At 51.6% G+C, this 24,916-nt stretch carries 21 protein-coding genes; 9 read left to right on the forward strand and 12 right to left on the reverse strand.

Features of this window, described 5'->3' with window-relative positions:
* Positions 1-7: 7 nt before the first annotated feature.
* Complete coding sequence (locus IPQ00_15355; protein MBL0241939.1) at positions 8-1,936, reverse strand: 1-deoxy-D-xylulose-5-phosphate synthase; 1,929 nt, start codon at positions 1,934-1,936, stop codon at positions 8-10.
* A 209-nt stretch (positions 1,937-2,145) separates the two neighbouring features.
* Between IPQ00_15355 and IPQ00_15360 the strand changes: the two genes are divergently transcribed.
* On the forward strand, positions 2,146-2,730 hold the full coding sequence (locus IPQ00_15360; protein MBL0241940.1) for a Spy/CpxP family protein refolding chaperone: 585 nt from the start codon (positions 2,146-2,148) through the stop codon (positions 2,728-2,730).
* Positions 2,731-2,801: 71 nt separating this feature from the next.
* On the opposite strand, the gene IPQ00_15365 is transcribed toward IPQ00_15360, so the two are convergent.
* Both IPQ00_15365 and IPQ00_15370 read right to left on the reverse strand, forming a co-directional pair.
* The gene (locus IPQ00_15365) at positions 2,802-3,341 is read right to left on the reverse strand and encodes a hypothetical protein (protein ID MBL0241941.1); all 540 of its coding nucleotides are present in this window, start codon (positions 3,339-3,341) and stop codon (positions 2,802-2,804) included.
* A gap of 8 nt (positions 3,342-3,349) precedes the next feature.
* Complete coding sequence (locus tag IPQ00_15370; protein MBL0241942.1) at positions 3,350-3,787, reverse strand: YtxH domain-containing protein; 438 nt, start codon at positions 3,785-3,787, stop codon at positions 3,350-3,352.
* Positions 3,788-3,966: 179 nt separating this feature from the next.
* Between IPQ00_15370 and lepA the strand changes: the two genes are divergently transcribed.
* Together lepA and IPQ00_15380 are read left to right on the forward strand one after the other, a co-directional pair.
* The gene (lepA, locus tag IPQ00_15375) at positions 3,967-5,769 is read left to right on the forward strand and encodes an elongation factor 4 (GenBank protein ID MBL0241943.1); all 1,803 of its coding nucleotides are present in this window, start codon (positions 3,967-3,969) and stop codon (positions 5,767-5,769) included.
* A gap of 38 nt (positions 5,770-5,807) precedes the next feature.
* On the forward strand, positions 5,808-6,383 hold the full coding sequence (locus IPQ00_15380) for a hypothetical protein (protein ID MBL0241944.1): 576 nt from the start codon (positions 5,808-5,810) through the stop codon (positions 6,381-6,383).
* 73 nt (positions 6,384-6,456) lie between these two features.
* Here the strand turns inward: IPQ00_15380 and IPQ00_15385 are convergent, their stop codons facing one another.
* Complete coding sequence (locus IPQ00_15385) at positions 6,457-8,673, reverse strand: penicillin acylase family protein (protein ID MBL0241945.1); 2,217 nt, start codon at positions 8,671-8,673, stop codon at positions 6,457-6,459.
* 225 nt (positions 8,674-8,898) lie between these two features.
* Between IPQ00_15385 and nhaA the strand changes: the two genes are divergently transcribed.
* On the forward strand, positions 8,899-10,065 hold the full coding sequence (gene nhaA, locus IPQ00_15390) for a Na+/H+ antiporter NhaA (GenBank protein MBL0241946.1): 1,167 nt from the start codon (positions 8,899-8,901) through the stop codon (positions 10,063-10,065).
* Positions 10,066-10,586: 521 nt separating this feature from the next.
* Here nhaA and IPQ00_15395 read toward each other — a convergent pair.
* Positions 10,587-11,945, reverse strand: coding sequence for a phosphomannomutase/phosphoglucomutase (locus IPQ00_15395; protein MBL0241947.1), 1,359 nt, complete (start codon positions 11,943-11,945; stop codon positions 10,587-10,589).
* Positions 11,946-12,135: 190 nt separating this feature from the next.
* On the opposite strand from IPQ00_15395, the gene IPQ00_15400 reads away from it, so the two are divergent.
* Both IPQ00_15400 and IPQ00_15405 read left to right on the forward strand, forming a co-directional pair.
* Positions 12,136-13,131, forward strand: a complete 996-nt coding sequence (locus IPQ00_15400; GenBank protein ID MBL0241948.1) for a VWA domain-containing protein — start codon at positions 12,136-12,138, stop codon at positions 13,129-13,131.
* A gap of 18 nt (positions 13,132-13,149) precedes the next feature.
* Entirely contained in the window at positions 13,150-14,241 is a 1,092-nt protein-coding gene (locus IPQ00_15405; GenBank protein ID MBL0241949.1) for a VWA domain-containing protein, read from the forward strand.
* A 259-nt stretch (positions 14,242-14,500) separates the two neighbouring features.
* Here IPQ00_15405 and IPQ00_15410 read toward each other — a convergent pair whose 3' ends face one another.
* From IPQ00_15410 to IPQ00_15420, 3 genes are read right to left on the reverse strand one after another with little or no spacing between them, the layout of a single operon-like run.
* A complete protein-coding gene (locus tag IPQ00_15410) occupies positions 14,501-14,875 on the reverse strand; it encodes a VOC family protein (GenBank protein MBL0241950.1) in 375 nt (124 codons plus the stop codon).
* A gap of 8 nt (positions 14,876-14,883) precedes the next feature.
* Positions 14,884-15,402, reverse strand: a complete 519-nt coding sequence (locus IPQ00_15415) for a histidine phosphatase family protein (GenBank protein ID MBL0241951.1) — start codon at positions 15,400-15,402, stop codon at positions 14,884-14,886.
* A 22-nt stretch (positions 15,403-15,424) separates the two neighbouring features.
* Positions 15,425-16,849 carry an FAD-binding protein gene (locus IPQ00_15420; GenBank protein ID MBL0241952.1) on the reverse strand — a complete coding sequence of 475 codons (1,425 nt, stop codon included), beginning with the start codon at positions 16,847-16,849 and terminating at the stop codon, positions 15,425-15,427.
* A 100-nt stretch (positions 16,850-16,949) separates the two neighbouring features.
* On the opposite strand from IPQ00_15420, the gene IPQ00_15425 reads away from it, so the two are divergent.
* Together IPQ00_15425 and IPQ00_15430 are read left to right on the forward strand one after the other, a co-directional pair.
* Positions 16,950-18,356 carry a dicarboxylate/amino acid:cation symporter gene (locus tag IPQ00_15425; protein MBL0241953.1) on the forward strand — a complete coding sequence of 469 codons (1,407 nt, stop codon included), beginning with the start codon at positions 16,950-16,952 and terminating at the stop codon, positions 18,354-18,356.
* A 10-nt stretch (positions 18,357-18,366) separates the two neighbouring features.
* Positions 18,367-19,074 (forward strand): rhomboid family intramembrane serine protease, encoded by a 708-nt coding sequence (locus IPQ00_15430; GenBank protein ID MBL0241954.1) that lies wholly within the window; start codon positions 18,367-18,369, stop codon positions 19,072-19,074.
* On the opposite strand, the gene IPQ00_15435 is transcribed toward IPQ00_15430, so the two are convergent.
* Complete coding sequence (locus tag IPQ00_15435) at positions 19,071-20,759, reverse strand: glycosyltransferase (protein MBL0241955.1); 1,689 nt, start codon at positions 20,757-20,759, stop codon at positions 19,071-19,073. The genes IPQ00_15430 and IPQ00_15435 overlap by 4 nt on opposite strands.
* Before the next feature lie 109 nt (positions 20,760-20,868).
* Here IPQ00_15435 and IPQ00_15440 point away from each other — a divergent pair, with 109 nt between their 5' ends.
* The gene (locus IPQ00_15440) at positions 20,869-21,795 is read left to right on the forward strand and encodes a class I SAM-dependent methyltransferase (protein ID MBL0241956.1); all 927 of its coding nucleotides are present in this window, start codon (positions 20,869-20,871) and stop codon (positions 21,793-21,795) included.
* On the opposite strand, the gene IPQ00_15445 is transcribed toward IPQ00_15440, so the two are convergent.
* The 3 genes from IPQ00_15445 to IPQ00_15455 are packed head-to-tail and all read right to left on the reverse strand — an operon-like array spanning position 21,787 to position 24,853.
* Positions 21,787-23,028: an ABC transporter ATP-binding protein gene (locus tag IPQ00_15445; protein ID MBL0241957.1), complete on the reverse strand. Its 1,242-nt coding sequence runs from the start codon at positions 23,026-23,028 to the stop codon at positions 21,787-21,789. The two genes, IPQ00_15440 and IPQ00_15445, sit on opposite strands and share 9 nt — an antisense overlap.
* A 15-nt stretch (positions 23,029-23,043) precedes the next feature.
* Positions 23,044-23,883 (reverse strand): ABC transporter permease, encoded by an 840-nt coding sequence (locus tag IPQ00_15450; GenBank protein ID MBL0241958.1) that lies wholly within the window; start codon positions 23,881-23,883, stop codon positions 23,044-23,046.
* A 37-nt stretch (positions 23,884-23,920) separates the two neighbouring features.
* Complete coding sequence (locus IPQ00_15455) at positions 23,921-24,853, reverse strand: glycosyltransferase family 2 protein (protein ID MBL0241959.1); 933 nt, start codon at positions 24,851-24,853, stop codon at positions 23,921-23,923.
* Positions 24,854-24,916 lie beyond the last annotated feature (63 nt).

The following is a 24,916-nucleotide window of genomic DNA, read 5'->3' on the forward strand; positions in this document are numbered from 1 at the left end:
ATCCGGTTTATTTGACCGCTCTTATCTTTCTGCCACCGCTCTGTTCCGCGTTAAGGGCGTTGAGCGAGTCCAAAACTCGTTTGTAGATCCCGTCAGCATCTAGGCCATAGTCACCCAACAGGCGGTTCGGGTCGCCGTGGCTGACTATCTCATCCGGCACTCCCATTCTAACCACTTTGACCTTGTCCTGCAGATCGTTGGCCTCGAGCAATTCCATAACCGCGGAGCCAAATCCGCCGGCCAAATATGCCTCTTCGACCGTTACTATGAGCGGCATTTCGCGAGCCGTTGATAGCAACAGTTCGGCATCGAGCGGTTTGACGAATCTGGCATTTACAACCGAAATATTTACGCCGCTCTTTGCCAACTTTTCGGCGGCTTGCATTGCCGGATAGACCATCGAGCCATAGGCGACCACGGCACCGTCCGTGCCCTTTCTGAGCACCTCGCCCTTACCGATCTCGATGACCTTTGGTGCGGCCGAAATATCAACTCCGTGTCCATTGCCCCGTGGATATCGGATCGCTGCCGGGCCCGGATGTTCGATCGCTGTAATCATCATATCGCGCATCTCAGCCTCATCTTTCGGGGCCATCAGCACAATATTCGGGTAACTGCGTAAATACGCAATGTCCAAAAGTCCGTGGTGCGTAGGACCATCCGCGCCGACAATGCCGGCCCGATCCATCGCGAGAGTTACATTCAGGTCCTGCAGACATACGTCGTGGATCACCTGATCAAAACCGCGTTGCAGAAATGTCGAATAAATTGCGGCGACCGGCTTCATTCCCTCGCACGCCATTCCGGCGCAGAATGTGACCGCGTGCTGCTCGGCGATGCCGACATCAAAAGCCCGTTCCGGAAATTTCTCCAGGATCTTATCCACGCCGGTACCGTCCGGCATTGCGGCCGTGAGCGCGATTATCTTGTCATTCGACGCCATTAATTCGCACATTGTGTCGCCAAATACTGCTGTATATGACGGTGCAGCGGCCTTGCTCGACTGGAAGGGTAAACCCGTCTTGGGGTCGAACGGACCGGTCGCGTGATACGCGTAGTAATTTTTTTCAGGGTTAGGAAAGCCTTTTCCCTTGGTGGTCAGGGCGTGGACGATGACCGGGCCGTCATCGACCTTTTTTGCTTCTTCCAGTGCCCGCACCAGCATCGCGACATTGTGACCGTCAACGTAGCCGATATATTTGAATCCAAGTTCGTTGACCAAAGCCCCGGGCAGTACCGCGGCAGCGATCGCATCTTTAAAAGATTTTGCGGCGCGGCGAAGCGATCCACCGATGCCCGGCACGCTCTCGAGTGCGTCGCCGATCTCTTCTTTGAGGTGCTGGTAGCTCTGGGCCTCTTTGATACGGTTAAGGTAACGGCTCAATGCACCGACCGCCGGTGCGATCGACATTTCGTTGTCATTCAGCAGTACGATTAGACGTGATTTGAGATGTCCTGCCTGATTGATGGCTTCCATTGCCATCCCGCCCGCAAGGCTCGAATCGCCGATCAGCGTGCAGACGTGAAAGTCCTCGCCCTTCTTGTCGCGGGCGACCGCCATCCCTAGTCCGGCCGAGATGGACGTCGAGGCGTGGCCGGCACCAAAGGTGTCGTACTCCGACTCATCACGGCGCAAAAATCCCGAGATACCGCCTTCCTGCTTGATCGTGTGAAGCTGATCACGGCGGCCGGTCAGTATTTTGTGAGCGTACGCCTGGTGTCCGACGTCCCACACAAGTCGGTCTTTGGGCGTATCAAAGACATAGTGCATCGCGACGGCGAGCTCGACCGCGCCAAGGCTGGCGCCGGTGTGCCCACCTATCAGCGAACAAGTGTCGATAATGAACTGGCGAACCTCGTCCGCAACTTCCTGAAGGTCTTCGACCTTTAGCTGCCGGAGATCAGCCGGCGAATTGATCTCTGATAAAAATCTCATCTGGCTACAATGCGCTACTACCTAAATTTCGCATTTTCGGTCTGTAATATGCAAATGATAACAAACATTCCTTGCTAATAGTATGTATTGAGCGTACGCCGGATTTACATTTCTTTGCACTCGCATACAAAAATCTTACGACTAAACGCACACGGCACACGTCTAAGTAAGTGATGGCGAAAGCCAAATAAAATTCCAGAGGTACTACTATGTCATTAAAATTCAAATTTTTTACAGTATTGTCGCTCGCAGCAGCAACTGCGGCATTCACGGTAGCAACATCCGCTCAGGACGCGACCGTACCCGCCGAAAAGAATACCCAGAAGGTCCACAAGGGCCAACGCCGCGGAATGGGTCAGGGCGAGTTCGGCCATAAGGGTATGGGCGGCCAACGCCGCGGAATGGGGATGCGCCAAGGCGCCGGAATGGGTCGTATGCTCCAGGGTCTCGATCTTACCGATGCACAGAAGACCCAGATCCAGTCCATAATGGCTGCCGACAAGCCCTCACAGGAATCTCGCGAAGAGATGCGAACCTTGATGATGGCCAAACGAAACGGCACATTGACCACCGCACAGAATGAGCGTTTCGCGGCAATGGGCACTGAGCGTAAGGCAAAGGGCAAAGCAATTCACGAACAGGTTATGGGCGTTCTAACGGCCGAGCAAAAGGCCAAGATCGAAACCAGAAAGCAGGAAATGCGCCAGCGTATGGAAGAGCGTCAAACGCAACGCAAGCTTCGCAAATCGCAGTCCCAGCCGACCGACACGGTCAAAACACCAAAGACCAATTAGAAATGTCTGATCTCTAAATAGTGAGGCCGCCAATATTGGCGGCCTCACTTATTTGATGACTATGATTTCGCCTACCCGATGAACATCTCATCATCGATGTACACCCGATCGATCTGTTTAGGCGTCGGGGCAAACAGCACTTCGAGGCCCTTTTTGACACCGGCCATTATAGCGGCGATCTCGCGGGCGGGCACGACGATCTTCTGATTGACAAACTCCGTTGTATCCAAAACTTGCGAATGAGTCCGATCGATCGATCTGCTGACCATCTCGACCTTGTCCTTAGCCGTGATCGCCGTCTGGCCGACCAGTACGCGGAGGTCGGCGACCTCCAACTTGATCAGTTCGGTCGACTCGGCCAGATACTTGGTAGCGGTCGAGAGATTCGATGAGATCTCGTTGAAATGAACAGATATCTCTCTGCCCTGTACGCTGATCGCATCAACCTTGGTGATCAGCGGATCGATCCGCTCCTCGACCCGCTTGACTGTCGCAACGACACGCCGAACCGTTACAGCGATCGCGATCAACGCAAAAGCCATTACGATAAAGCAAATTGCGATGATGATCGACGCGATCATCATCCAAAACTGCGGCTCATTCGGGTTCATAGATTAAGTTAGTTCGTCTCTTCGTCCTTGACCGGATAGCTAGCGCGTCCATCGGCAATAGACTTTGATTCATTCTTACGCTTTTCTTGCGTATAGGCGTCCTTACCGGCTTCGATCGCTGCCGAAAACGGATTTGCCGTACGAACCGCTGCGGCCTTTGCCTTTTCGGTCAGATCTTCGGCCTTGTCCTGTGCGGTCTGGTAAAATTCGGTAGCCTTTTCACGCGATACTTCATAGTATTCGCCGGCCTTTTCCTGTAATTGAGTCGCCGTTTCCTTGCTTTTTTCGATGCCCTTGCGGGTCACGTCGGCGATATCACCGCGAAGTTCTTGTCCCGATTTCGGGGCAAACAACAGAGCCAAAACAGCTCCGATACCGCCACCGATGATCAAATAGGATAGCTTTGTTGCAATGCTCGATTCTTCTCGTTCGTACTCGTTTCTCATAATTTTATATTACCTCCGGTCAATATCTCTGATAAATCAAAAATCTGAATGTGTGTCGCAATTATAACAAATATTCGGTGTTTTTAACAAAAAAATTATTTGCTCGCCCCGTGCCGCACTTTTGGCGAAATAATGCGTAACTACCGCAGTTTTGTTACAATTCGAGTTTGTCTTAGTGTATGGATACCGAACTTATTAGAAATTTCTCGATCATTGCCCATATCGACCACGGCAAATCGACGCTCGCCGACCGCTTATTACAATTGACCGGAGCAGTTGCCGAGCGCGATATGGAGGCGCAACTGCTCGACAGTATGGATCTCGAACGTGAACGCGGGATCACGATCAAGTCCCACGCAGTGCGGCTTGACTACACGGCAAAGGACCGCAAACAGTATGTTCTCAATCTGATCGATACACCGGGCCACGTCGATTTTTCTTACGAGGTTTCGCGATCACTCTCGGCTTGCGAGGGGGCGTTGCTGGTCGTCGACGCATCGCAGGGCGTCGAGGCACAAACTCTTGCAAACACATATCTTGCGATCGAAAACGATCTCGAACTGATTCCGGTACTTAACAAGATAGATCTGCCGTCCGCCGAACCGGACCGGATCAAGGAGCAGATCGAGAATATCATCGGCCTGGACGCCGGCGAGGCGGTACTGACGTCGGCCAAGACCGGCCTCGGCGTTGACGAAGTACTCGAGGCGATCATCGCTAAGGTGCCGCCGCCGAAAGGCGACCGCAACGCTCCGGTCAAAGCACTTATCTTCGACAGTTGGTACGATTCGTACCGGGGCGTCATCGTGCTGTTTCGTATGATCGACGGAACCCTTAAAAAAGGGATGAAGATCAGATTTTTTAACACCGGCCGCGACTATCTGGTCGAAACGGTTGGCGTCAACCGTCCGCGTCCGACGCCGATCGACGAACTCGGGCCGGGCGAAGTCGGCTTTCTGACCGCATCGATCAAGACTGTGGCCGACGTACAGATCGGTGATACGATCACTGACTCGGCGAGACCGGTCACGGAGCCGCTCCCCGGTTTTCAGGAAGTAAAGCCGATGGTCTTTGCCGGTCTATATCCCATCGATTCCGCCCAGTACGAGGACCTCCGCGATGCGATGGATAAGCTCCGTTTGAATGACGCATCTTTCTTCTACGAGCCGGAAAGCTCGACCGCACTCGGCTTCGGCTTCCGCTGCGGATTTCTCGGCCTGCTCCATATGGAGATCATCCAGGAGCGGTTAGAGCGCGAATTTAACCTCGAATTGATCACCACCGCCCCCGGCGTGCGTTACCGCGTTACGACGACCGACGGCGTGGTTGCCGAGATCGACAGTCCATCGAAAATGCCGGACAGCAGCCGTATAGTCAAGATCGAGGAGCCTTTCATCGAGGCGACGATCCTGACCAATGACGACTACCTTGGCGGGATACTGCCGCTTTTGGACGAAAAACGCGGCGTGCAGAGAAAGTTTGAGTACATTACGACCAACCGCGTTATGCTCGTCTACTCGCTGCCGCTGAACGAGATAGTGCTCGATTTCTATGACCGTCTAAAGAGCGTCTCCAAGGGTTACGCATCGCTCGATTATCACGTCTCCGGCTATCAGGCCAGCAAACTCGTTAAGCTCGATGTGCTCGTATCAGGCGAACCGGTCGACGCACTTTCGGTGATAATGCATGCCGATACCGCGACGTCGAAAGGCAAACTCCTGACCGCAAAGATGAAAGAACTCATCCCGCGGCAGATGTTCGAAGTTGCCATTCAGGCTGCGATCGGCAACAAGGTCATTGCCCGCGAAACCGTCAAGGCAATGGGCAAAAACGTCATTGCTAAGTGCTACGGCGGCGACATCTCTCGTAAACGCAAACTGCTCGAAAAACAGAAAGAAGGCAAAAAGCGTATGAAAAAAGTTGGCCGTGTAGAGATCCCGCAGGAAGCGTTCTTGGCCGTGCTCAAGGTCAACGAGAGTTAGGCTGCAACGGTTTTTGCACGGTATCCGTTAGCTATCAAATGGAAACGTACCAAAACATCGTCGACTATCTTTTCGGAGTGTATATCTACGATCGTCGGGGCGTGCTGGTGATCGAAGACCGGAGGCCAACGCTCGGAATGTTCGTTTCGATCGTCGGACTACTCGGCATTGCGATATTCATCGCAGTGTCGTTCGTTTTGGCAAGGGTCGGAGTAGATCTCGATATCTGGTCGAGCTTCGGCGCACTCGCGGGACTCATAGCAACCTTTGTCGTCTTGCTTCTCTTCAGTTTGGGCGGAACGTTTCGCGAGGTTTACGCCTTCGACAAATCAAACGACTCATACCACTTCACACGCCGGGGCATCTTCAAGAACGAGGTGATCGAGGGCAGTGCCAGTCAGTTTTGCGGAGTACGCATCGACAAACGCACTGCGGATGACGATAGCGTTTATATGGTCGTACTTCTGCTTGGAGGGATGTTGCTAGGTCAACCCGGAGAGCAGACACTTCGTGACGACCCGCCCATATTCAACAGCTACCAAAAGGAATCGCAGATCGCGGGAGCTATTTCGACGTTTCTCAACACCAAGCCACAGGACGACCTTGATCCCTAGACCGCGGCCTATCGTATTCCGGTCACGGTTTGCCTATATAGCGGCCAATTACAGATCTAACTCGACGTCGGTATTAATTGCCGGGGCGGTATTTGCTTTCGGTATGGCCCTTTAGCTGTGCCGGATAAAAGTACACTTCGCGTAAATTTCCGGCGGCATAGTTTTCGGCCTGATCGTTAAAATGCTTGGATTTCGGGTCGCCGCTCTCGCCGCCGGCGGTTACGGCCTTGGCTCGGACCTTTTGACCGAACTCAACGACCGCGACAAAGCTGTTTCCATAGCTACCGTAAAGTTTTTTCGATCCCATATACCTTCGGGCTCCAAATGACGCAAGCGAACCGTAATTCGCCGACGTAAAGCCTACCGGTATGCTTGGGGCAGCATCGCTGAAAGGATGAACGATGTCATCCGTGATCCTCTGAAAGCGGTTAATGTCGCCCCACGGCGTCTGCCATTTGCCAAAATCCGCCGTAAGTTTATCGGATGCCGCCGCGAGCGACTTGAGCATCGATTCCGGTGCCGCTCGTTCGGCAATGTAATCTTCGAACGACATCTTAGTCTTTTGAGCGTCCGGGGCGATCAGACGCACCAGATCTTCGGCCCAGAAAATAGCAAGTGATGTCGGCACTGAGTCCACCGCCCAGCGTCGATCCCAAGCCTTTAATGCGGCGATCTGGTCGGCCGTCTTTGCTTTGAGCGGGTCGGACGCGGCGGCGGCATCCCAGGCTTTGATCAGCGAGGGCAGTGCCTTGTCAAACCATGTCAGGTAACTGTCGTACGCGGCATCGCGGAGCGAATCGAGCGTAAAATCGCGCTTGCCCTGCAACACCTTGATGGCGTGTAGTCCGCGGGCTGATTCGACGCCGCTGTCGACATATGCGGGATAATCGGATTGTTTCAGACTGCTCGCACCGGCGGCCGACCAGGGCCAATTGTTGCTGTTGTATAGCCAGCCACTCTTGGGGTCGAGCAGATCGGGCGACTCGGCCATTGTATGCAGTCCTTTCTGATCGGTCGCTGGGTCAGAGCCGTCGACGGGTTTCGTCCAGTCAAATTTCGGGTTGCGGCGCGGCATATAGTTGACGTGAAAATAGGCGATGCGTCCGTCGCGGTCGGCATAGATCGTTGCGTTTGATGAATTGGCTTGTTGTTGCTCCATCACCGTCTTAAATTCAGAATAGTTTTTCGCCTTGGTCCGCATATACGATTGGATAAGGGCAGCGACCGGTTTGTTCATCAGGCTGACGGTCACCCATTTACCATTTTCCTCACGCACGACCGGACCGTGTTGTGAATAGTAGGTCGTAAATGTGCGTTGCGCCAAGCCCTTTTCGGTCTTGAAGGGCACCGTTATATCTGCGGTCGCAAACGGGCGTTCCTCACTGCCGTACTTGTAATCGTAATGGTTACCGCTTTTAATGACGGTCTCGAGATATTCGTCAATGACGTCTGCCGCACTCGACGTATGCATCCAACCGCAATGTTCATTAAAGCCCTGATAGATAAAAAACTGTCCCCACGTCGATGCACCGTAGGCATTGAGGCCCTCGCCGCTCGTCATCTGCAGCTCCGAGCGGAAAAAGAACGACGTGTGCGGATTGATCAGTAGCAGAGCCTTTTTATCCCGCGTATTTGACGGCGCGATGGCGATGCCGTTCGAACCCAGAGGCTCTTTGAAGACATCGTCGTTTATTGCAAACGAACCCGCAGCCAATTTCGTATTGCCATAAAATGCGGCCAGGTCGCGCAGGCTGACCGACTCGATATCACCGCCGATGCTGCCCTCTGTAAAGCTGAGTGCCATCCACGGCTCAAACCGCGTCAGCACTCGCGGTTTGGTCTGCGGATGCTTTGCGAGATAAAAGTTAAGCCCGTCGGCCCACGCCGCCGTTAGTTTTTGCAACCATGCGGGCGAGGAGGCGAGGTCTCGTTTGAGTATGTCGGGATTGATAAATAATTTCTGCCGCAGATCGCTCCAGATCGCCTTTTCACCCTCGGCCTCGGCGAGCCGCCCGAGCGAGTTTAAGTAGTTGACCTCAATGCGGTTAAAGTCGTCCTCCGCCTGAGCGTAGATCGCCCCGAATACCGCATCAGCATCAGTTTTGCCCGTAACGTGAGCGATGCCCCAATCGTCACGTACGATCGAGACATTTGCCGCCTGCCGCTCCCAACGCGCAAGTTCCGCGTTGCGATCGGTAGCAGTTGTGATAACTGCAAATGCCGATATCAGACAAATAGCGGCGATCCCGTTCCGGATCGTTCTCAGAGTGACGGACAATTGATTCTTCATGCAAGAAATATAACCCCGCACGCAAATTGATACAACAATACCCGGCCGATCTGATCGGCAACAGCCAATTAAAGCTCTTCCGGCTCAGGGGGCACGTGGTATGTTTACCACGATGATTGTCTAGTACGTGCTAAATCAAGTACTTTTGTGAGCAGTATCAAAAACCCTTATTTTGATGACGAGAGCCTTACGAATCTTCTGATATCCTTAATAAATAAGAAAAATATGCGTGTGGTACCGAAAAAATTATCAAATACATTCAAAGCATTTTTTGACTCGGAAAAATCGGGTGGAATATTGCTGATCGTTTGTACGGGCATCTCGATCCTGGTGGCAAACTCGGTTATTGGAGATCAGTATCTCGGAGTTCTGCAGCGGGATTTGGCCGGATTGACCGTAGAGCATTGGGTGAACGATGGGCTGATGGCTGTGTTCTTTCTGCTGATCGGCCTGGAGCTCGAACGCGAGCTTTATAACGGCGAGTTGTCGAGTTTCAGGACGGCACTGCTCCCTGTTATCGCGGCGATCGGCGGCGTAGCGTTGCCGGGAATGATTCACTTTGCACTTAATGCGGGAACTGTCACACAAGCTGGTGTCGGAATCCCGATGGCGACCGATATTGCGTTTTCGCTTGGTGTGCTGGCGTTGCTCGGCAATCGTATTCCGGCGTCTCTGAAAGTGTTTCTCGTGGCGTTTGCGGTGATGGACGATCTGTTTGCCATAATCATCATTGCAATCTTTTACACGGCAAAGTTTTCTATCTTCTATTTAGCCGGAGCAATGGCGGTTTGGGTTCTGTTAATAGTTCTGAATCACTATTTCAAGGTTATGTCGCTCGTGCCGTATCTGATCGGCGGGGCGTTGATGTGGTTTTTGATGTTGAAGTCGGGTGTTCACGCGACAATTGCCGGCGTGTTGCTCGCGTTTGCGATGCCGTTCTCAACCAAGCAAGATGACGAAGAATCGCCGTCACACCGTCTCGAACATCTGCTTCACAAACCTGTCGCGTTCGTGATCCTGCCGATCTTCGCGTTAGCGAATACGGCGATCGTGATCGGAGCAGATTGGTCGCAAAATCTGTTGACGGCTAACAGCGAAGGAATAATGGCTGGCTTGTTGATAGGAAAACCTTTGGGAATTTTGGTGGTTGGTTTCGCCGCCGTCACTTTCGGTCTGTGCAAATTGCCCGAAGACCTGAATTGGAAGCACATTGCGGGTGCCGGAATGCTCGGCGGGATCGGTTTCACAATGTCGATCTTTATTACTAATCTTGCCTTTGTTGGCGACGCTCAAGTAATAAACGCGTCGAAGATCGCAGTGCTGTTGGCGTCGCTTACCGCCGGAATTGTGGGTTTTATTTGGCTACGATTAGTTACAAAGTCGGAAGAATAAGGATGCTCTTTATTGGGTAGCACCCAAAATGCGACAAGTCGCTATCCCCGCGAGTTATTTTTCGAATTAAGAGTTGAACTGGTCTTTGAAAACTAAGGAGATATGCGCGGCCGGATCGAGCATCAACTGTGTCGGGACTTGGGACACCCTTCTCAGTTCAAAATGCAGAATGGCGTAGGCAAATTGCACCAGAGCAGCCCGAAATGGGAAATTATAATTTGAAACAGCGATTGGCCACTAACTGAACCAAGCACAGGGTTTACGGTGTTTTGAGCGGATCTCAACATTATCGCGAGCGGGTATAAAATTAATTTGAAACAAAATCGGGGGTTAAAGTCAATAAACAAAGGACTTAAGTTGTTTCAAATTCGGTGAAAACTTGAAATCAGTTTGAAACACTTCTTGCTCGTAAGCCTAGGCAAATAGACGGTTTAGCGGCCCACAGCTTATAATTGCGTTGTTTCAAATTGTTTTAGTTGCTACGCCCGCCAAATTCGACGGGCACTTTGTGTCGAAGATCCTCACGCTGCAGCGACGATAAACTCGGCAACCTTTGATTCGACAATGGCCCGGATCTCGGCCAGGCGGGCGTCGGACTGAGCCTCAAATCGCAAGACGAGGATCGCCTGAGTATTTGATGCACGCACGAGGCCCCAACCATTTTCGAAAAGGATGCGGGCACCATCGATAGTGATCACCTCGTGATCGCGTGCAAAATACTCGGCAACTTTGGCGACGACGTCAAATTTTGTGTCATCGGAACAGTCGACACGCAGTTCCGGCGTCGAAAATGTCGTGGGCAGATCGCTGAGCAACTCTGAGAGCGGCTTGTCGGTCTTGGAGAGTATCTCGATCACACGGGCACCGGCGTACGTAGCATCGTCAAAGCCGTAAAATCGGTCGGCAAAGAAGATGTGGCCGCTCATTTCACCGGCAAGGGCAGCATCGGTCTCTTTCATCTTTGCTTTGATCAGCGAGTGGCCGGCCTTCCACATAATGCCGTTACCGCCGTGTTTGGCGATGTCGTCATAGAGAGTTTGCGAACATTTTACCTCGGCGATGATCGTCGCTCCGGGACGAGTCTCGAGGATCGAGCGTGAGAGCAGGACCATAAGTTCGTCGCCCCAGATGATGCGGCCGTTCTCGTCCACAACACCGATTCGGTCGCCGTCGCCGTCAAACGCTATGCCGATGTCGGCCTTAGTTTCGCGAACCGTATCGATCGTATCTTTGAGATTTTCGGTCACGGTCGGGTCGGGATGATGGTTGGGAAAGCTCGAATCAGGCTCGGTAAATAGTTCGACGAGTTCGACGCCGAGTTGCGAGTAGACCGGAACGCCAGTCACGCCGCCCATCCCGTTGCCGGCATCAACAACCGCCTTGATCTTGCGCGGCCCAAGGTCGATCCGAGAGGCGATGTCGCGGCAATATTCGTTCAGAACTTCAAGATGCTCGACCGTCCCGCCACCGGATGCAAAGTCGCCCGAAAACGCGATCTGCCGGATCTCCTGTATCTGCGAACCGAACAATGTGGACTTGCCCAGACAGATCTTAAATCCATTGTGGTCGGGCGGATTGTGCGATCCAGTGATCATCACGCCGCCATCCACATCACGCGTAAAGACCGTGTGATAGAGCACCGGCGTCGGAACCATACCGATCAGCACAACGTCGCAGCCGGCCATATTGAAGCCCTGCGTTAGAAGATCGCAAAACAGTGGTGAGCTAACTCGGGCATCGTACCCGATCGCGATCCGCTTCGCCCCGTTTTGGCTAAAGAATGTACCGATCGCCTTACCAAGTGTGGCGACGGTATCGGTCGTTAGTTGTGGCCCGACGATACCACGTATGTCATATTCTCTGAAAATGTTGGGATCCATATGATTAAAAGGTAAATTCAATTCTTACTTGAAAGGCGTTAAGGGTGCAATCGGCAAGAGCATATTAAGCCATTTTGCGTGTAGTTCGAGCCCAATTTTGCTATAGTTGGAGGTTGCGTTCGGACAACACAAAACCGTTCTAGCGCATCGAAAACATTGAATTTGCAAGGTGTAAGAGACATTGCCGCATATGAGATCAAACTACCGAATTATATTTTTCGCAGCCGCATTTTTAGTATTTCTGGCGATCGCTGACGTCAACGCTCAGACCGCGACACCAACGCCGACGCCAGTCACCAATTCGTCTGACGACCCGGGCGTCACCAAGATCTTTGAGGTGCGACTGCCGGTCACGGTGCTGCAAAAAAATAAGCTGATGTCCGGCTTTACACGCGGCGACTTTCAGGTTTTTGAGGATGGCGTGCAGCAAGAGGTCACGTTCTTTTCGGACGAAAAGACCAATCCGCCTGTATTTGTCGGAGTGCTGATGGATACGTCGCCATCAACCGCCGGTAAGATCGGATTTTCGAAAGAAGCGGCAAAGAATTTCATTTACACTGTAACGCGTCTGCGAAAGGATAAAGCTGCATTTATGACTTTTGACCACGAGGTCACTCTCCGACAAGATTTTACGGACAAACTCGACCTGCTCGACCGTGCCGTCGATAAGGTAAGCAAGGTCGGATCGCAGACCTCGCTATACGACGCCGTATGGCAGTTTTCGGATGAAAAGCTACGAAATGTGCCCGGTCGCCGGGTCATTGTGCTCATCACGGATGGCGACGACACCTTTAGCCGGGCTGAGTTGAAAGACGCGATCGACATTGCGCAGCGAACCGAAACGACCATTTTCGGCATCTCTACCAAAGCAGGCTTTCTTGGCACGGTTCCGGGAGTCGAGGCCGGGACCGTTAAGGACAAGGGCGACAAGTATCTGACCCAACTATGCGAAGACACCGGCGGCGAGGCGTTTTTCACCGGCGATATGCTCGAGCTCGAGCGGGCATTTAAGAAGATATCAGAGGAACTTCGCTCACAATACATCATCACTTATCGCCCGGCCAATCAGAATTATGACGGTAAGGAACGCAAGATCGAGGTGCGATTTGCCGACAAGGACCGCGGTAAAGATGTCAAGATCCGTACCAAATCCAGCTATCGTGCTATCAAAGACAGTCTGAAATAGGTTTCCCGGAGTTTTACGATGACCATAAGGCTCAAATCCATTATCACCGTCTCGATGCTCGCCTTTGCGGCAGTTTCTGCGATCGGGGTAAATTTCGTGTCGGCTCAAAAGAGCGACTCGAAGGACGCGGTTATGCCGACCCCAACCCCGACGCCGATCGAGGATGATGACATAATCAAAATCGATACAGAGGTGGTCAACGTGCTGTTTACTGCACAGGATCGCAACCGCCGCCTGCTGACAGACCTCAGACAAGGTGACGTCCGTATTTTGGAAAATGGCTCTCCGCAGGAGATCGTGGCATTTTCCCGGCAGGTCGATCTACCGCTGAGCCTGGCGATCGTGATCGATACGAGTATTTCGCAAGAGCGGACGCTGCCCGAGGAAAAGGCGGCGGCCATATCATTCCTCGAGTCGGTCGTAAGGCCAAAGATGGATGAAGTTTCGATCGTGTCATTTACGGGTGAAACCACGCTCGAACAGGGAATGACCAATAACATTACTCGGCTCCGGCGGGCGATCGACCGTGTGCAGTTCGTCGCTCCGTCGGGTTACGTGGGCGGCGGCGTGCTGACGAACGGCGGCGGTGTACCGGGAACTCCGCCGATCTCCTCTGACAACCAAATGATCGCGGGTTCGACGGCGATCTGGGATGCGATATGGGTCACATCGGACGAGGTGCTCGGCCCGGCACCGGAAAAGACGCGGCGCGCTATCATTCTGCTTTCGGACGGGATGAACACCTCCGGCCGGAAAAAGCTCGATGACGCAGTTCAGGCGGCTCTCAAATCAGAGGCGATCATCTACTCGGTGGGTATCGGCGACAATTTTTACAGCGGAGTCGATAAGGGCTCGCTCAACAAGATCTCAGAGCGGACCGGCGGTCGGGCATATTTTCCGCGGGACGAACGCGAACTTCGCGAGGCTTTTAAGCAGATCCAGGAAGAGATGCGATCGCAGTACCTGATCGCTTACGAACCGTCTGACCAAAAGCGTGACGGGTCGTACCGCAAGATCGAGATCCAGTTGACAAACCAACAAATGGTCAAGGACAAGATCAAGGTGACGCACCGTCAAGGCTATTTTGCCAAAACGGCCGCCAAGAAGTAATAGCCGATTAGCCGTGACCAGGCCAATCTAGTCACCACTGATTTCCAATGGGATATCGGAATCGCGCACTTTGGCCATAGCCACGATCGCCCGGATCCTGATTGCTCGCAGTTCCGGTATTATCCGGATTGCAGATAACAAAACGCTCCTCGGTATCCAAAATCGTACGGGTAAAATCGATAAAGCCATCTGCGTCCTCCACAACAACGTACCGCATTAACGGCTGATAATAGTCCGGTATGCCCAAATATCTTCGTTTTTACTCAATAACCGACGTGATCCACCAGACATTGCCGAAGGGATCAGTCACGCCACAGCTGCGGCCGTATTCTTGATCGTCGGGCGGCATAATAGTTCCCGCTCCGTTTTCGACAGCCCGAGCATAAGTGTCATCCGCATCATCGACATAAACAAACATATTCGCATTCGCCGCCGTCCATTCGCCGCGGCTATTTGAGAACATTATCGTGCTTCCGCCGATCTGTATTTCGCAATGCCCGACCAGGTCGTCCTCACGGATGCTATGGTGAGTCAATTCGGCATTGAAAACGCGGGTAACAAACCCGATGAACGACGCAGCGTCATCCAAAATCAAATACGGCATCACTGCCTGATGGCTTTTGGGAATATTCATAGGGCTATTTAATAGTCGGTCACTTCTACACTTTTCAGCTTGCCGTTACGGATTTTGATGATCCACATTTTGGAGTACTCGGTCTCCAAGAGCGGTTTGTACTTCTCTTCTTTAATAAATAAATTGGCAAGTGTCGGTGTCGTGGTGTTATGCGCGACGATCAGAAAGCGTTTAGTCTTTGACGCCATCACGCTTGCAACCAGTTCATCAAGCTTTTTTGGATCAAAGATCGTGACCGCTTTTTTTCGCCAGACCGCTGTCGGTGTGGCAGTCGCACGGGTCCGGATGAAGTTGGTCGAATAAACTGCTCCGGGCTTATAACGCTTGACAGTTGTGGCCAATCGTTTGGCCCTTTCCAGACCGATATCGTTGAGTGGTGGGTCAACCTTATCGGCAGTTGCGGAAATGTCCTTTTCCGCGTGACGAACCAGAATTATGGTCTTTTTCTGCGCCTGTGCCTCGATGCCGCCGATGATAAAAATCACCAAAGCCAACAACAAGGCCCGAAGAAGTAGTTTTTTCCTCATAGAGTTTTCTGAGCAAGCCTAGCTAGATAAACATCTTGCCGGGATTTAGGATACCGTTCGGGTCAAAGGCTTTTTTGATGCCTTTCATTATCTCGATTGTCGGAGCGTTTAGGGCATAGTCCAGATAGCGAGACTTCACATAACCGATGCCGTGTTCGCCGGAGATCGTACCGCCTAGGTCCACCGATAGCTGAAAAGTCTCGGCGACACACTTGCGAGCCCGGGCGATCTCATCCGGGTTTTCGCGGTCAACAACAAAATTCACGTGGATGTTGCCATCGCCGGCGTGGCCGAAATTGGCGACAAAAGTATTGTGTCGACGGCCGATCTCCTCGATTCGCGCAACGAGTTCCGGGACCTTTGATCGTGGTACGACGACGTCCTCGTTGATCTTGAGCGTGCCGTATTTCATCAGCGAGGGCGAGATGGCTCGACGGACGTCCCAGAGCTTGTCTTCCTCTTCTTTTGACTTTGCGCGGAGGACGTCGAATCCTCCGTTTTCGCCAATGATGCGTTCGATCATTACGGCATTTCGCTCGACCTCGTCGCGAGAACCGTCCACGGCAACGAGCAGGATCGCCTCAGCGTCAGGCGACAGGCCGAAGGCAAAATTCTCTTCGACGGCGGCGACGCAATATTTGTCGATGACCTCCATCGCCATCGGCAACAGGCCGTGCGGTGTGAATTTGGTCAACACCTTGCAGGCGGCTTCCATCGAGTGAAAATTAGCACGCACGGTAGATGTTGCCTCCGGCATCGGCAGCAGCTTGAGCGTCGCCTCGGTAATAATCCCAAGCATACCCTCGCTGCCGCACATTAATCCGGTCAGGTCGAATCCGACGACGTTCTTTACCGTCTTGCCGCCCGTGTAGATAATATCGCCGGTCGCGGTGACGACCTCAAGTCCGAGTACGTGGTGCTTTGTAACCCCGTACTTTGGCGTACGCATTCCACCGGCATTTTCGGCGATATTGCCGCCGATAAAACTGTCCTTATAACTTGCCGGATCAGGTGCAAACATCAGGCCCTGCATTTCCGCCGCCTGCTGCAAAGCAAATGTCGTAATTCCGGGCTGGCAAACCGCATAGAGATCATCCGCGTTGATCTCGATGATCTTGTTCATCCGGTCGGTTCCGACGACAATGCCGCCGTCGACCGGAACGGCCCCGCCGGTATATCCGACTCCGCCGCCGCGTGCTGTCACGGGAAAAAGGTGCTCGTTGGCAAGTTTCAATATCGCGACCATCTGAGCCGTGGATTCCGGAAACACGACAGCCTCGGGCGGAAACTTTTCCTTTACCGCATCAGCACCGTACGGTTCGACTTTGTCGGGATCGACGACGACATTCTCCGCTCCGACGATCGCTCGAAGCTCTGCGATAACCTCGGGTTTTGAAGCGTTTGTCGTCTTCCGACCTACTGAATTGAAATGGATCGATTCGAACATTATTTTGTATCTTATCGCAAATTTACCAAATTACCTGGAGTTCTGCTAAACTCACTCAAATTTATAAATTTTCGGCTTTCCAAAATAGGAGCAGTTAAGAATGAGCGAACAGGACAAGGAAACGTTACCTTCGGATCAGTATGACCTTGAAATTGCGACGGACCTCGACGATAACACGGACGACAAACCAAAAGGTATGGCGTTGCACACCAAGATTCTTATCGGCTTGGTGGTTGGCATAGGCGGCGGTTTGATCGCAAATCAGGTCCTGGGCGGCTCTAGCGAAGGCGTTTCGTGGTTGATCTCTAATATCACGCAGCCTGTCGGAACGCTCTTTTTGAATTTACTGTTAATGATCGTCGTTCCGCTCGTGTTTTCTTCACTGGTGTCAGGTGTTGCCGGCATCGGAGACATCCGTAAATTAGGGCGAATCGGTCTCAAATCGTTTGCCTATTGTCTTATTATTTCGGCGATATCAGTCGTGATAGGCCTCGGGTTGACCAATACGATCCGTCCGGGAGAACGCATCAGTCCTGAGATAGCGATACAACTAAAAGAAAAATTCTCGAGTGGTGCAGCATCTGCCACGGACGCTCAAAAGAAAGCTGCCGAATCAGCAAAGGCTGATTCTCCATTGATGCAGGTGGTCAAAACCGTCGTGCCGAAGAATATTTTTAACTCGATCGCTGGCGAAAATCCGAACATGCTCCACATTATGTTCTTCGCCTTGATCGTCGGAATTGCGATCACGCTCTTGCCGGCACCGATCTCTACTCCGTTCGTGAGCGTGATGGACGCGATATTTGCGATCACTTCAAAGATCATCGATATAATTATGAAGTTCGCGCCGTATGCCGTGGCGTGTTTGATCTTTAATAACATTGCTCAATTTGGCATTGACTTGCTCGGTTCGTTGGCTTGGTTCGTGGCAACGGTCCTCTTGGGTTTGGGAATACATTTTTTCGGTGTTTATTCGCTCTCTGTCTGGCTACTATCGAAGATCAATCCGATCGATTTTTTCCGACGTGTTTGGACCGTGATCATCACTGCGTTTTCGACTAGCTCGTCGAACGCTACATTGCCGACTGCTCTTCGAATTTCAGAAGAAAATCTCGGTGTCCCGAAAGAGATCAATAGTTTTGTGCTCACCGTCGGAGCGACCGCAAATCAAAACGGAACAGCCCTTTACGAAGGTGTTACGGTTTTATTTCTGGCTCAGCTTGCCGGAGTGGATCTGTCGATCGGCCTACAATTGATGGTCGTCTATCTCGCGATCCTCGGCGGCATCGGTACCGCCGGCGTGCCTTCGGGCTCGATTCCTTTTATTATCGGGATCTTGGCGATGATCGGGATCGATCCGGCTCTAATAGCGATCATACTCGGAGTTGATCGTATCCTCGATATGTGCCGCACGACGCTGAATGTCGTCGGTGACATCACGGCAGCAACATTTGTCGCACGGAGCGAAGGCTACGAGCTATTGAAAACTCATCCGGACTCGAATTAAGAATTAGATTATGTTTCCAATCGGCGATGACAACTCTGATCGGCGCATTCAGCCAGTGGTCAATTACGGCTTCATCGCTGTGAATATCCTCGTGTTTCTGCTACTGCAGCAACTCGGCGGCAACGAAGCATTCACCTACGCATTTTCACTTGTGCCTAAGGAGATAACGACCGGTGTTGACCTTAATGGCATCCAGATTCTGCGTGATTCGCTCGGACGGACCGCGGAGATACACCATTACGCCTCGCCATTGCCCGTCTATTTCAACTTTCTGAGTTCGATGTTTATGCACGGCGACATAATGCATATTTTCGGCAATATGATGTTTCTGTTCATATTCGGTGACAATCTTGAAAATCTTTTGGGGCATATCCGCTATGTAGTGTTTTACCTTGTTTGCGGTATCGCCGCAGCCTCGGCACAGATACTGATGGGGCCGGATTCGATCATACCGATGCTAGGTGCCTCGGGCGCGATCTCGGGTGTTTTGGGCGGTTATCTATTGCTGTTTCCAAACAAGCCCGTAAAGGCGATCATTTTCAATTTTCTTACGACGGTACCCGCGTATGTTGCCCTCGGTATCTGGATCGTGTACCAATTGGTGATCGGATATTTGACGCCGTCAGGCGGCGGCGGCGTGGCTTATGCCGCACACATTGGCGGTTTTGTCGCCGGACTGGTGTTGATCAAAGTATTTGCGATCGGGCGAAAAGCCTAGATCTTTATTCGAAACTGCCCGTCTTCCGGGTCTAGATTGCAGTTGTAGAAAGGGTCGCGGGCGATCACGTCCCGCCATCTTTCTTCAAATGCGGTCGTTTCGCCCTTTCTTGCACCGATCTGCTTGGCTAGCTTTGAACCACTTTTAAGTTGAAACACCGCATACGGATCGAACACGATCCGAAGTCCTCCCTCGCCCATTCGCAAACATAGATCGGCGTCTATTAGATCCATTGGCAATGTCGTATCAAATCCGCCGATGTCATTAAAGTTACTTTTGCAAAATGCAAAACACGACATCGACACGGCCGAATAATTGCCAACGACGATTCCTCGAAACATATTGCCGGCTTCATCCTCAGCAAATCCAAAATGGGCGACGTTCACGAGTTCACTGCCGCCGAAAACCAGACCGCCATCCACAACTCGGCGATGCTTGTCAATGACTTTGCCGCCAATCGCTCCAACGTCGGCCTGGACCGCGAAACTTACTAATTCGGATAGCCAATCGCAACATTTCGGAACTACGGCGGTGTCGATAAGACAAATGACATCTCCAGATGCAGTAGCGATCGAATTATTAAGGCGGTTAGCAAGGTCATTGTCGGCGGGGACCGATCGATATTCGACACTAGAATAGTTGGTCAAAATTTCTATCCCATCTCCGATTCTGTCGCCGCGATGGCCAATAGTGATCACCGTGACCCTCGGAGCCTCTTCCGGCAACGAATATCGGACCCGATGAAAATTTAAGTTGGTTGGCTCTACGACCGCATCTGATCCTATCCTTTTCAAATGATCCGAGATCGCAGTGCGTGCCCGGTCGTGAGCATACGGCTTTTCGTCGCCGCTCAACGCCACCGATCCGGGTATCGCACGCCAGTGATACAGGACTCGCGGAATGTGACGGATCTGAGCACTAGAGATCTCATCAATAACCCTCAATGCCAGATCATAGTCTTGGCTTCCCTCCGTACCGATGCGAAAACCACCGACCTTTCTGAGCAGATCGGCTCGATACGCGGATAGATGGGTCACAAGATTGATCGATAGTAAAAGGTCCCGGCTGAAATCAGGCTTAAACTTGAGGTCGAACCGATGCCCTTTATCGTCGATCATATCCTCGTCGCTATAGATCAGTGCCACATTTGGATCCTCGACGATCTCTCTCGCTACCGAATACACGGCATCTTCAGAAAGTTCATCATCGTGATCAAGCAGAATACAAAATTCGCCGGTAGCCATTTCAAGAGCATCATTGGAGGCAACTGAAATATGGCCATTCTCAGTTCGATAGACTACTCGTATCCGCGAATCCAGTTTGCTGTAATGATCCAAAACAATTTTGATATGCGGCGAAGGAGAATGGTCGTCCACAATACACAGTTCCCAGTCCTGATATATTTGCCCGCGAACCGAATTAACACACTTGCGGAGCCATTTCTCATCGATATTGTAGACCGGCATCAAGATCGCGACTTTTGGTCTGCGCGGCATCGCTTGGATGTCGTCACGAATTTGTATTCTTTCTTTTTCGCTCAAGACACCGTATTTTCTGATCCAGTTCTGTTCGGATCGACGGATGGAGATCCGTCGGATCACCTGCTGCGATTTTGCCGTCACAGCACCGAGGCCGCCGCCCCGAAATGCTTCTATCACGGTATTGATCTTTCTAGCCAACTTCATCTATTTCACAACTTAACACTTTTTTGATTTACTTACTTAGGCTGATATGTCAAAAAACTGCCAAATTTGTAGCAATCAAGTAGGAAACCGGATACACACGGCTCGCGAGATGATGTTTGGCACCCGTGAGGCTTTTGACTATTTGGAATGCGGGGAATGCGGCACGCTACAGTTAGTCGATATTCCGGATCTCGCAACGCATTATCCTGACGAGTACTATTCGTTTTCTGCCGCTGAGAACGAACTTGAGTCGAGTGTGCAGCGGCGATTTGCAGTCCGACAGATCGGAAAGTATCTAATGTTCGGAAAAGGATTTGTAGGTAAGAGATTGGCGGAGCGCAGGCCATATCTTGTCAGTCGTTTTCCGGCTTCGCTCCGAGAGTCACTGCTCGACCTGAATTTCAACTCAAGGATCCTGGACTTTGGTTGCGGCGGCGGTGAGCTACTTCGTCATTTGAGCATATTCGGCTTCACTGATCTGACCGGAGCAGATACGTTCATTGAACGAGATCTGACGTTCCCGGGTGGGGTTCGCGTGTTTCGCTCAGGCCTTGAGAGCCTTGAGCCTGCGTTCGATCTGATAATGCTCCACCATTCGTTCGAACATCTTCCGGACCCTGTGAACGCACTGCTTGGGATAAAACGTTTATTAGCCGACGACGGCACTTGCCTGATCAGAATCCCTGTTGCGAGCTACGCTTGGGGAAAGTACGGTGTCAATTGGTTTCAACTCGACCCCCCGCGTCACCTCTTTCTTTATACGGAACATAGTTTTCGAGCCCTTGCTGAGGCGGCCGGATTTGACGTCATAAAGACGGTTTATGACTCCACCGCTGCACAATTTTTCATTAGCGAGCAATATGCCGCGGATATTTCAATGCACGATGGTCGGGCCTATAGTGGGAAAGCAGATGAGAGCATTTTCACGCAGGGTCAGCTTGATAAATGGGAAGTTCAGACCACTGAACTTAATCGTGATGGTCGCGGCGATCAGGCTTGTTTCTATCTGAAAAAAAGAAATAAGCATTCAAACTGACACTGTGGTTTTCCATTCGAGAATCGGCCTGACGATTCCAGGTAGGACACCAACATAGTCACCGCGGGCAGAGTCTCCGGCAATGCTGTCGATCACATTAAATGTGACTGCATCCCACTCGACAAAATGTACCTCAAGCGGTGAATACGTCGTTACGGCAACTCCGACATAAACCGAACCCTCAGCTAGGAAGTTGCCCGGTAACCAGACTGTGCTGTTGTACTTGCCTATCGGCCGTGGTCTGTCACGCCAACCACCGCCCCAATCGTGCGAAACAAAGATACACGTCCCGGTCTCGTTAAAAAAGTGCAGATTGGGCACCATAACCTTTGCAGGTTTAAGGACTTCGTAGCACACCTCGACACCGACCGGAAGCCTTATATCCGGAGATGCAGTTGTTTTTCCGGCCTCGTCGCACACTCGCACGCTTCGCAATCTTACAAATTCGCTTGCCGGTGCCGACGACTCGGGCCAATATCTTTCAGCACCGATGCTTTCCTGATCGTGAAGATATTCGCCGACGACATCTCTTGCGACCCCATCAAGGCGAAGTTTACCGTCCTTGATCCAAATGACGCGGTCGCACAGTCGCGTGATCGCACTCATATCGTGTGAGACAAATATCACGGTTCGGCCTTTTTCGCCGACATCTTTCATTTTGCCCAAACACTTTTTCTGAAATCCGACATCGCCAACTGCCAAAACTTCGTCAACGATCAAAACTTCCGGTTCGAGATGAGCCGCGATCGAGAAAGCTAGCCGCATATACATACCACTCGAATAGTGCTTGACCGGCGTATCCAAAAAGCGTTCGATCTCTGAAAAAGCGATGATCTCATCAAACTTAGATTCTATCTCAGAACGCTTCATCCCGAGGATAGCACCGTTCAGGTAGATGTTTTCGCGGCCCGACAGTTCGTTGTGAAAGCCGGTCCCGACCTCAAGCAGCGAGCCGACGCGACCGTGGATCTCGACACTGCCCGCAGTTGGTTTGGTAATACGCGATAGGATCTTCAGCAACGTGGATTTACCGGCACCGTTCCGTCCGATGATGCCCAGAGTTTCGCCCTCGTTGACCGAAAACGAGATGTCGTCCAGTGCCCAAACCTCGTCGATCGGTCGTCGACGGCCGCTCTGCGAAAAGACGCTATATATGAGGTCGCGCAGTGAGTTATGAGTGGTGCCGCCCAGCACATATCGTTTTGAAAGGTTTTTGACCCTGATCGCCTCCATATTTTTCGTAGCCAACTAGATCACGTCAGCAAAATCATCCTCCATCTTTGAAAATATGATCAGCGAAATGACACACATCACAGCAACCGATAGAACCGAAATTCCAATTAATTCCCAATCGAACGGCAGACCGAAAAGGGAGCTTCGAAATCCGTCGATCAGGCCTGTTAGTGGGTTTATGGCAAATGCCAGCCGCCACCGGCCGCTGACCATACTCGCTGGATAAAATATCGGCGACGCGATCATCCAAACCTGCAATACGAATGGCAGGGCAAATTTGACATCGCGAAATTTAACATTGAGAGCCGAGAGCAACGTGCCGAGGGCTGCGGCCATTACAAAAGCCAAGATCAAAAAGACAGGGGCAAGTAAGATGCCTGACGTCGGCTCGATACCGTAATACAGGATCAAGCCGATAAGTATGATCACACTGAATATCAAGTCGAAAATACCCGATAGCGTTGCCGCCAGCGGCACTATCAAACGAGGAAAATACACTTTGGTAACGAGATTGGAGTTACTGACAAAACTGCCGCTCGCAAGCGTAATGGCGTTATGGACAAACAGCCAAATAACAAGTGCACTCAGAGCAAAAACAGGATATGGTGTGCTACCGGTCTCAAAGCGTGCAAAATTGCTAAATAGCAGTGTGAAGATCGCCGTGGTGACAACCGGCTGCAAAACCGCCCACGCAATGCCGATGACGGTTTGCTTATAGCGTATCTTGACGTCGCGCCAAGTGAGAAAATACAGCAATTCGCGATATCGCCACAGCTCGCGCAGGTCTATTGCGCCCAATCGGCTTCTCGGGCCGATGACGGTCATTTGATCCTCACGTGTATTTACGTTATCCAAACTAATTACACCTTAAATATACTGAAATATATCCCGCTCAGACCGAAAAACGGGCACGCTTGCTGCGGCGATAGTAATTGACGACTGCCATCGGGATAAACATCCTAACACTAAACCTGAAAAGATCGGATGTTCCCCGCGACCCCTTCCAATTGGCTACCGCCAATTTTGCGGCTGACATCTTATTACCGTGCTGAAGCAGTTCGCGGGCGTACCGATATTTTGTCTCAGTTTGTATGTCAGCAAGTTGTTCGGGCGATAGGCCGAGAATGTGAAAATTGCGTTCCTGGGCGGCGATCACCTCGGTAAGCATCAATAGTGTATCGCCGCTCGTATTATAACGATGTTGCCGCCAGGCTGACAGAATTGCCGGATCAAACGCAAATTCGCCGAGCTGCATCATTTTCAAATATAGCTCATAATCCTCTAGCCTTGAGTTCTCATTCCACCCAACGGACTCAAGAGCTGAACGACGGTAAAAGAGCGTCGAACTCACAGGAGCTATTCCGCTCAATAACATCCGCCTCGGATCACCATCGGGATAATTTCCCCAGGTCGAACGATATTCGGCGGTCGAGTCGTATTCGCGGCCATTCTCATCGACAAAATATGCGTGCCCGTAACCGAGAACCGCTTTTGGCCGCCCTTCTAGTAGATCGACCCGCTTTTCGATAAAGCTGTCCAGCCAATAATCATCCGATCCGATATAAGCAAAATACTTGCCGGAACTTAGTTCCAGAGCCTGATTTAGTGTTCGACACAGGCCGCGATTTTCGCGAACTATCAACTCTGAATCAAACGGACAATCCTTGAGAACGCGGTCTATGACCGCTGGCGAATCGTCCTTAGAGCCGTCATCGATCACAAGCAGCTTTTTTGGCGAAAGGGTTTGGCCTATAATCGATCGCAGACAGGTCTCGATAAACGGGGCGTGGTTATAAGATGGAACCACAACGGTAGTCTCAGACATCGACAACTATTGTAGATCGTTATACTTAAATTGTTAATGTCGATCCGCAAAATGGTTCTGTAC

Source organism: Chloracidobacterium sp. (assembly GCA_016720705.1).
GTDB lineage: Bacteria > Acidobacteriota > Blastocatellia > Pyrinomonadales > Pyrinomonadaceae > OLB17.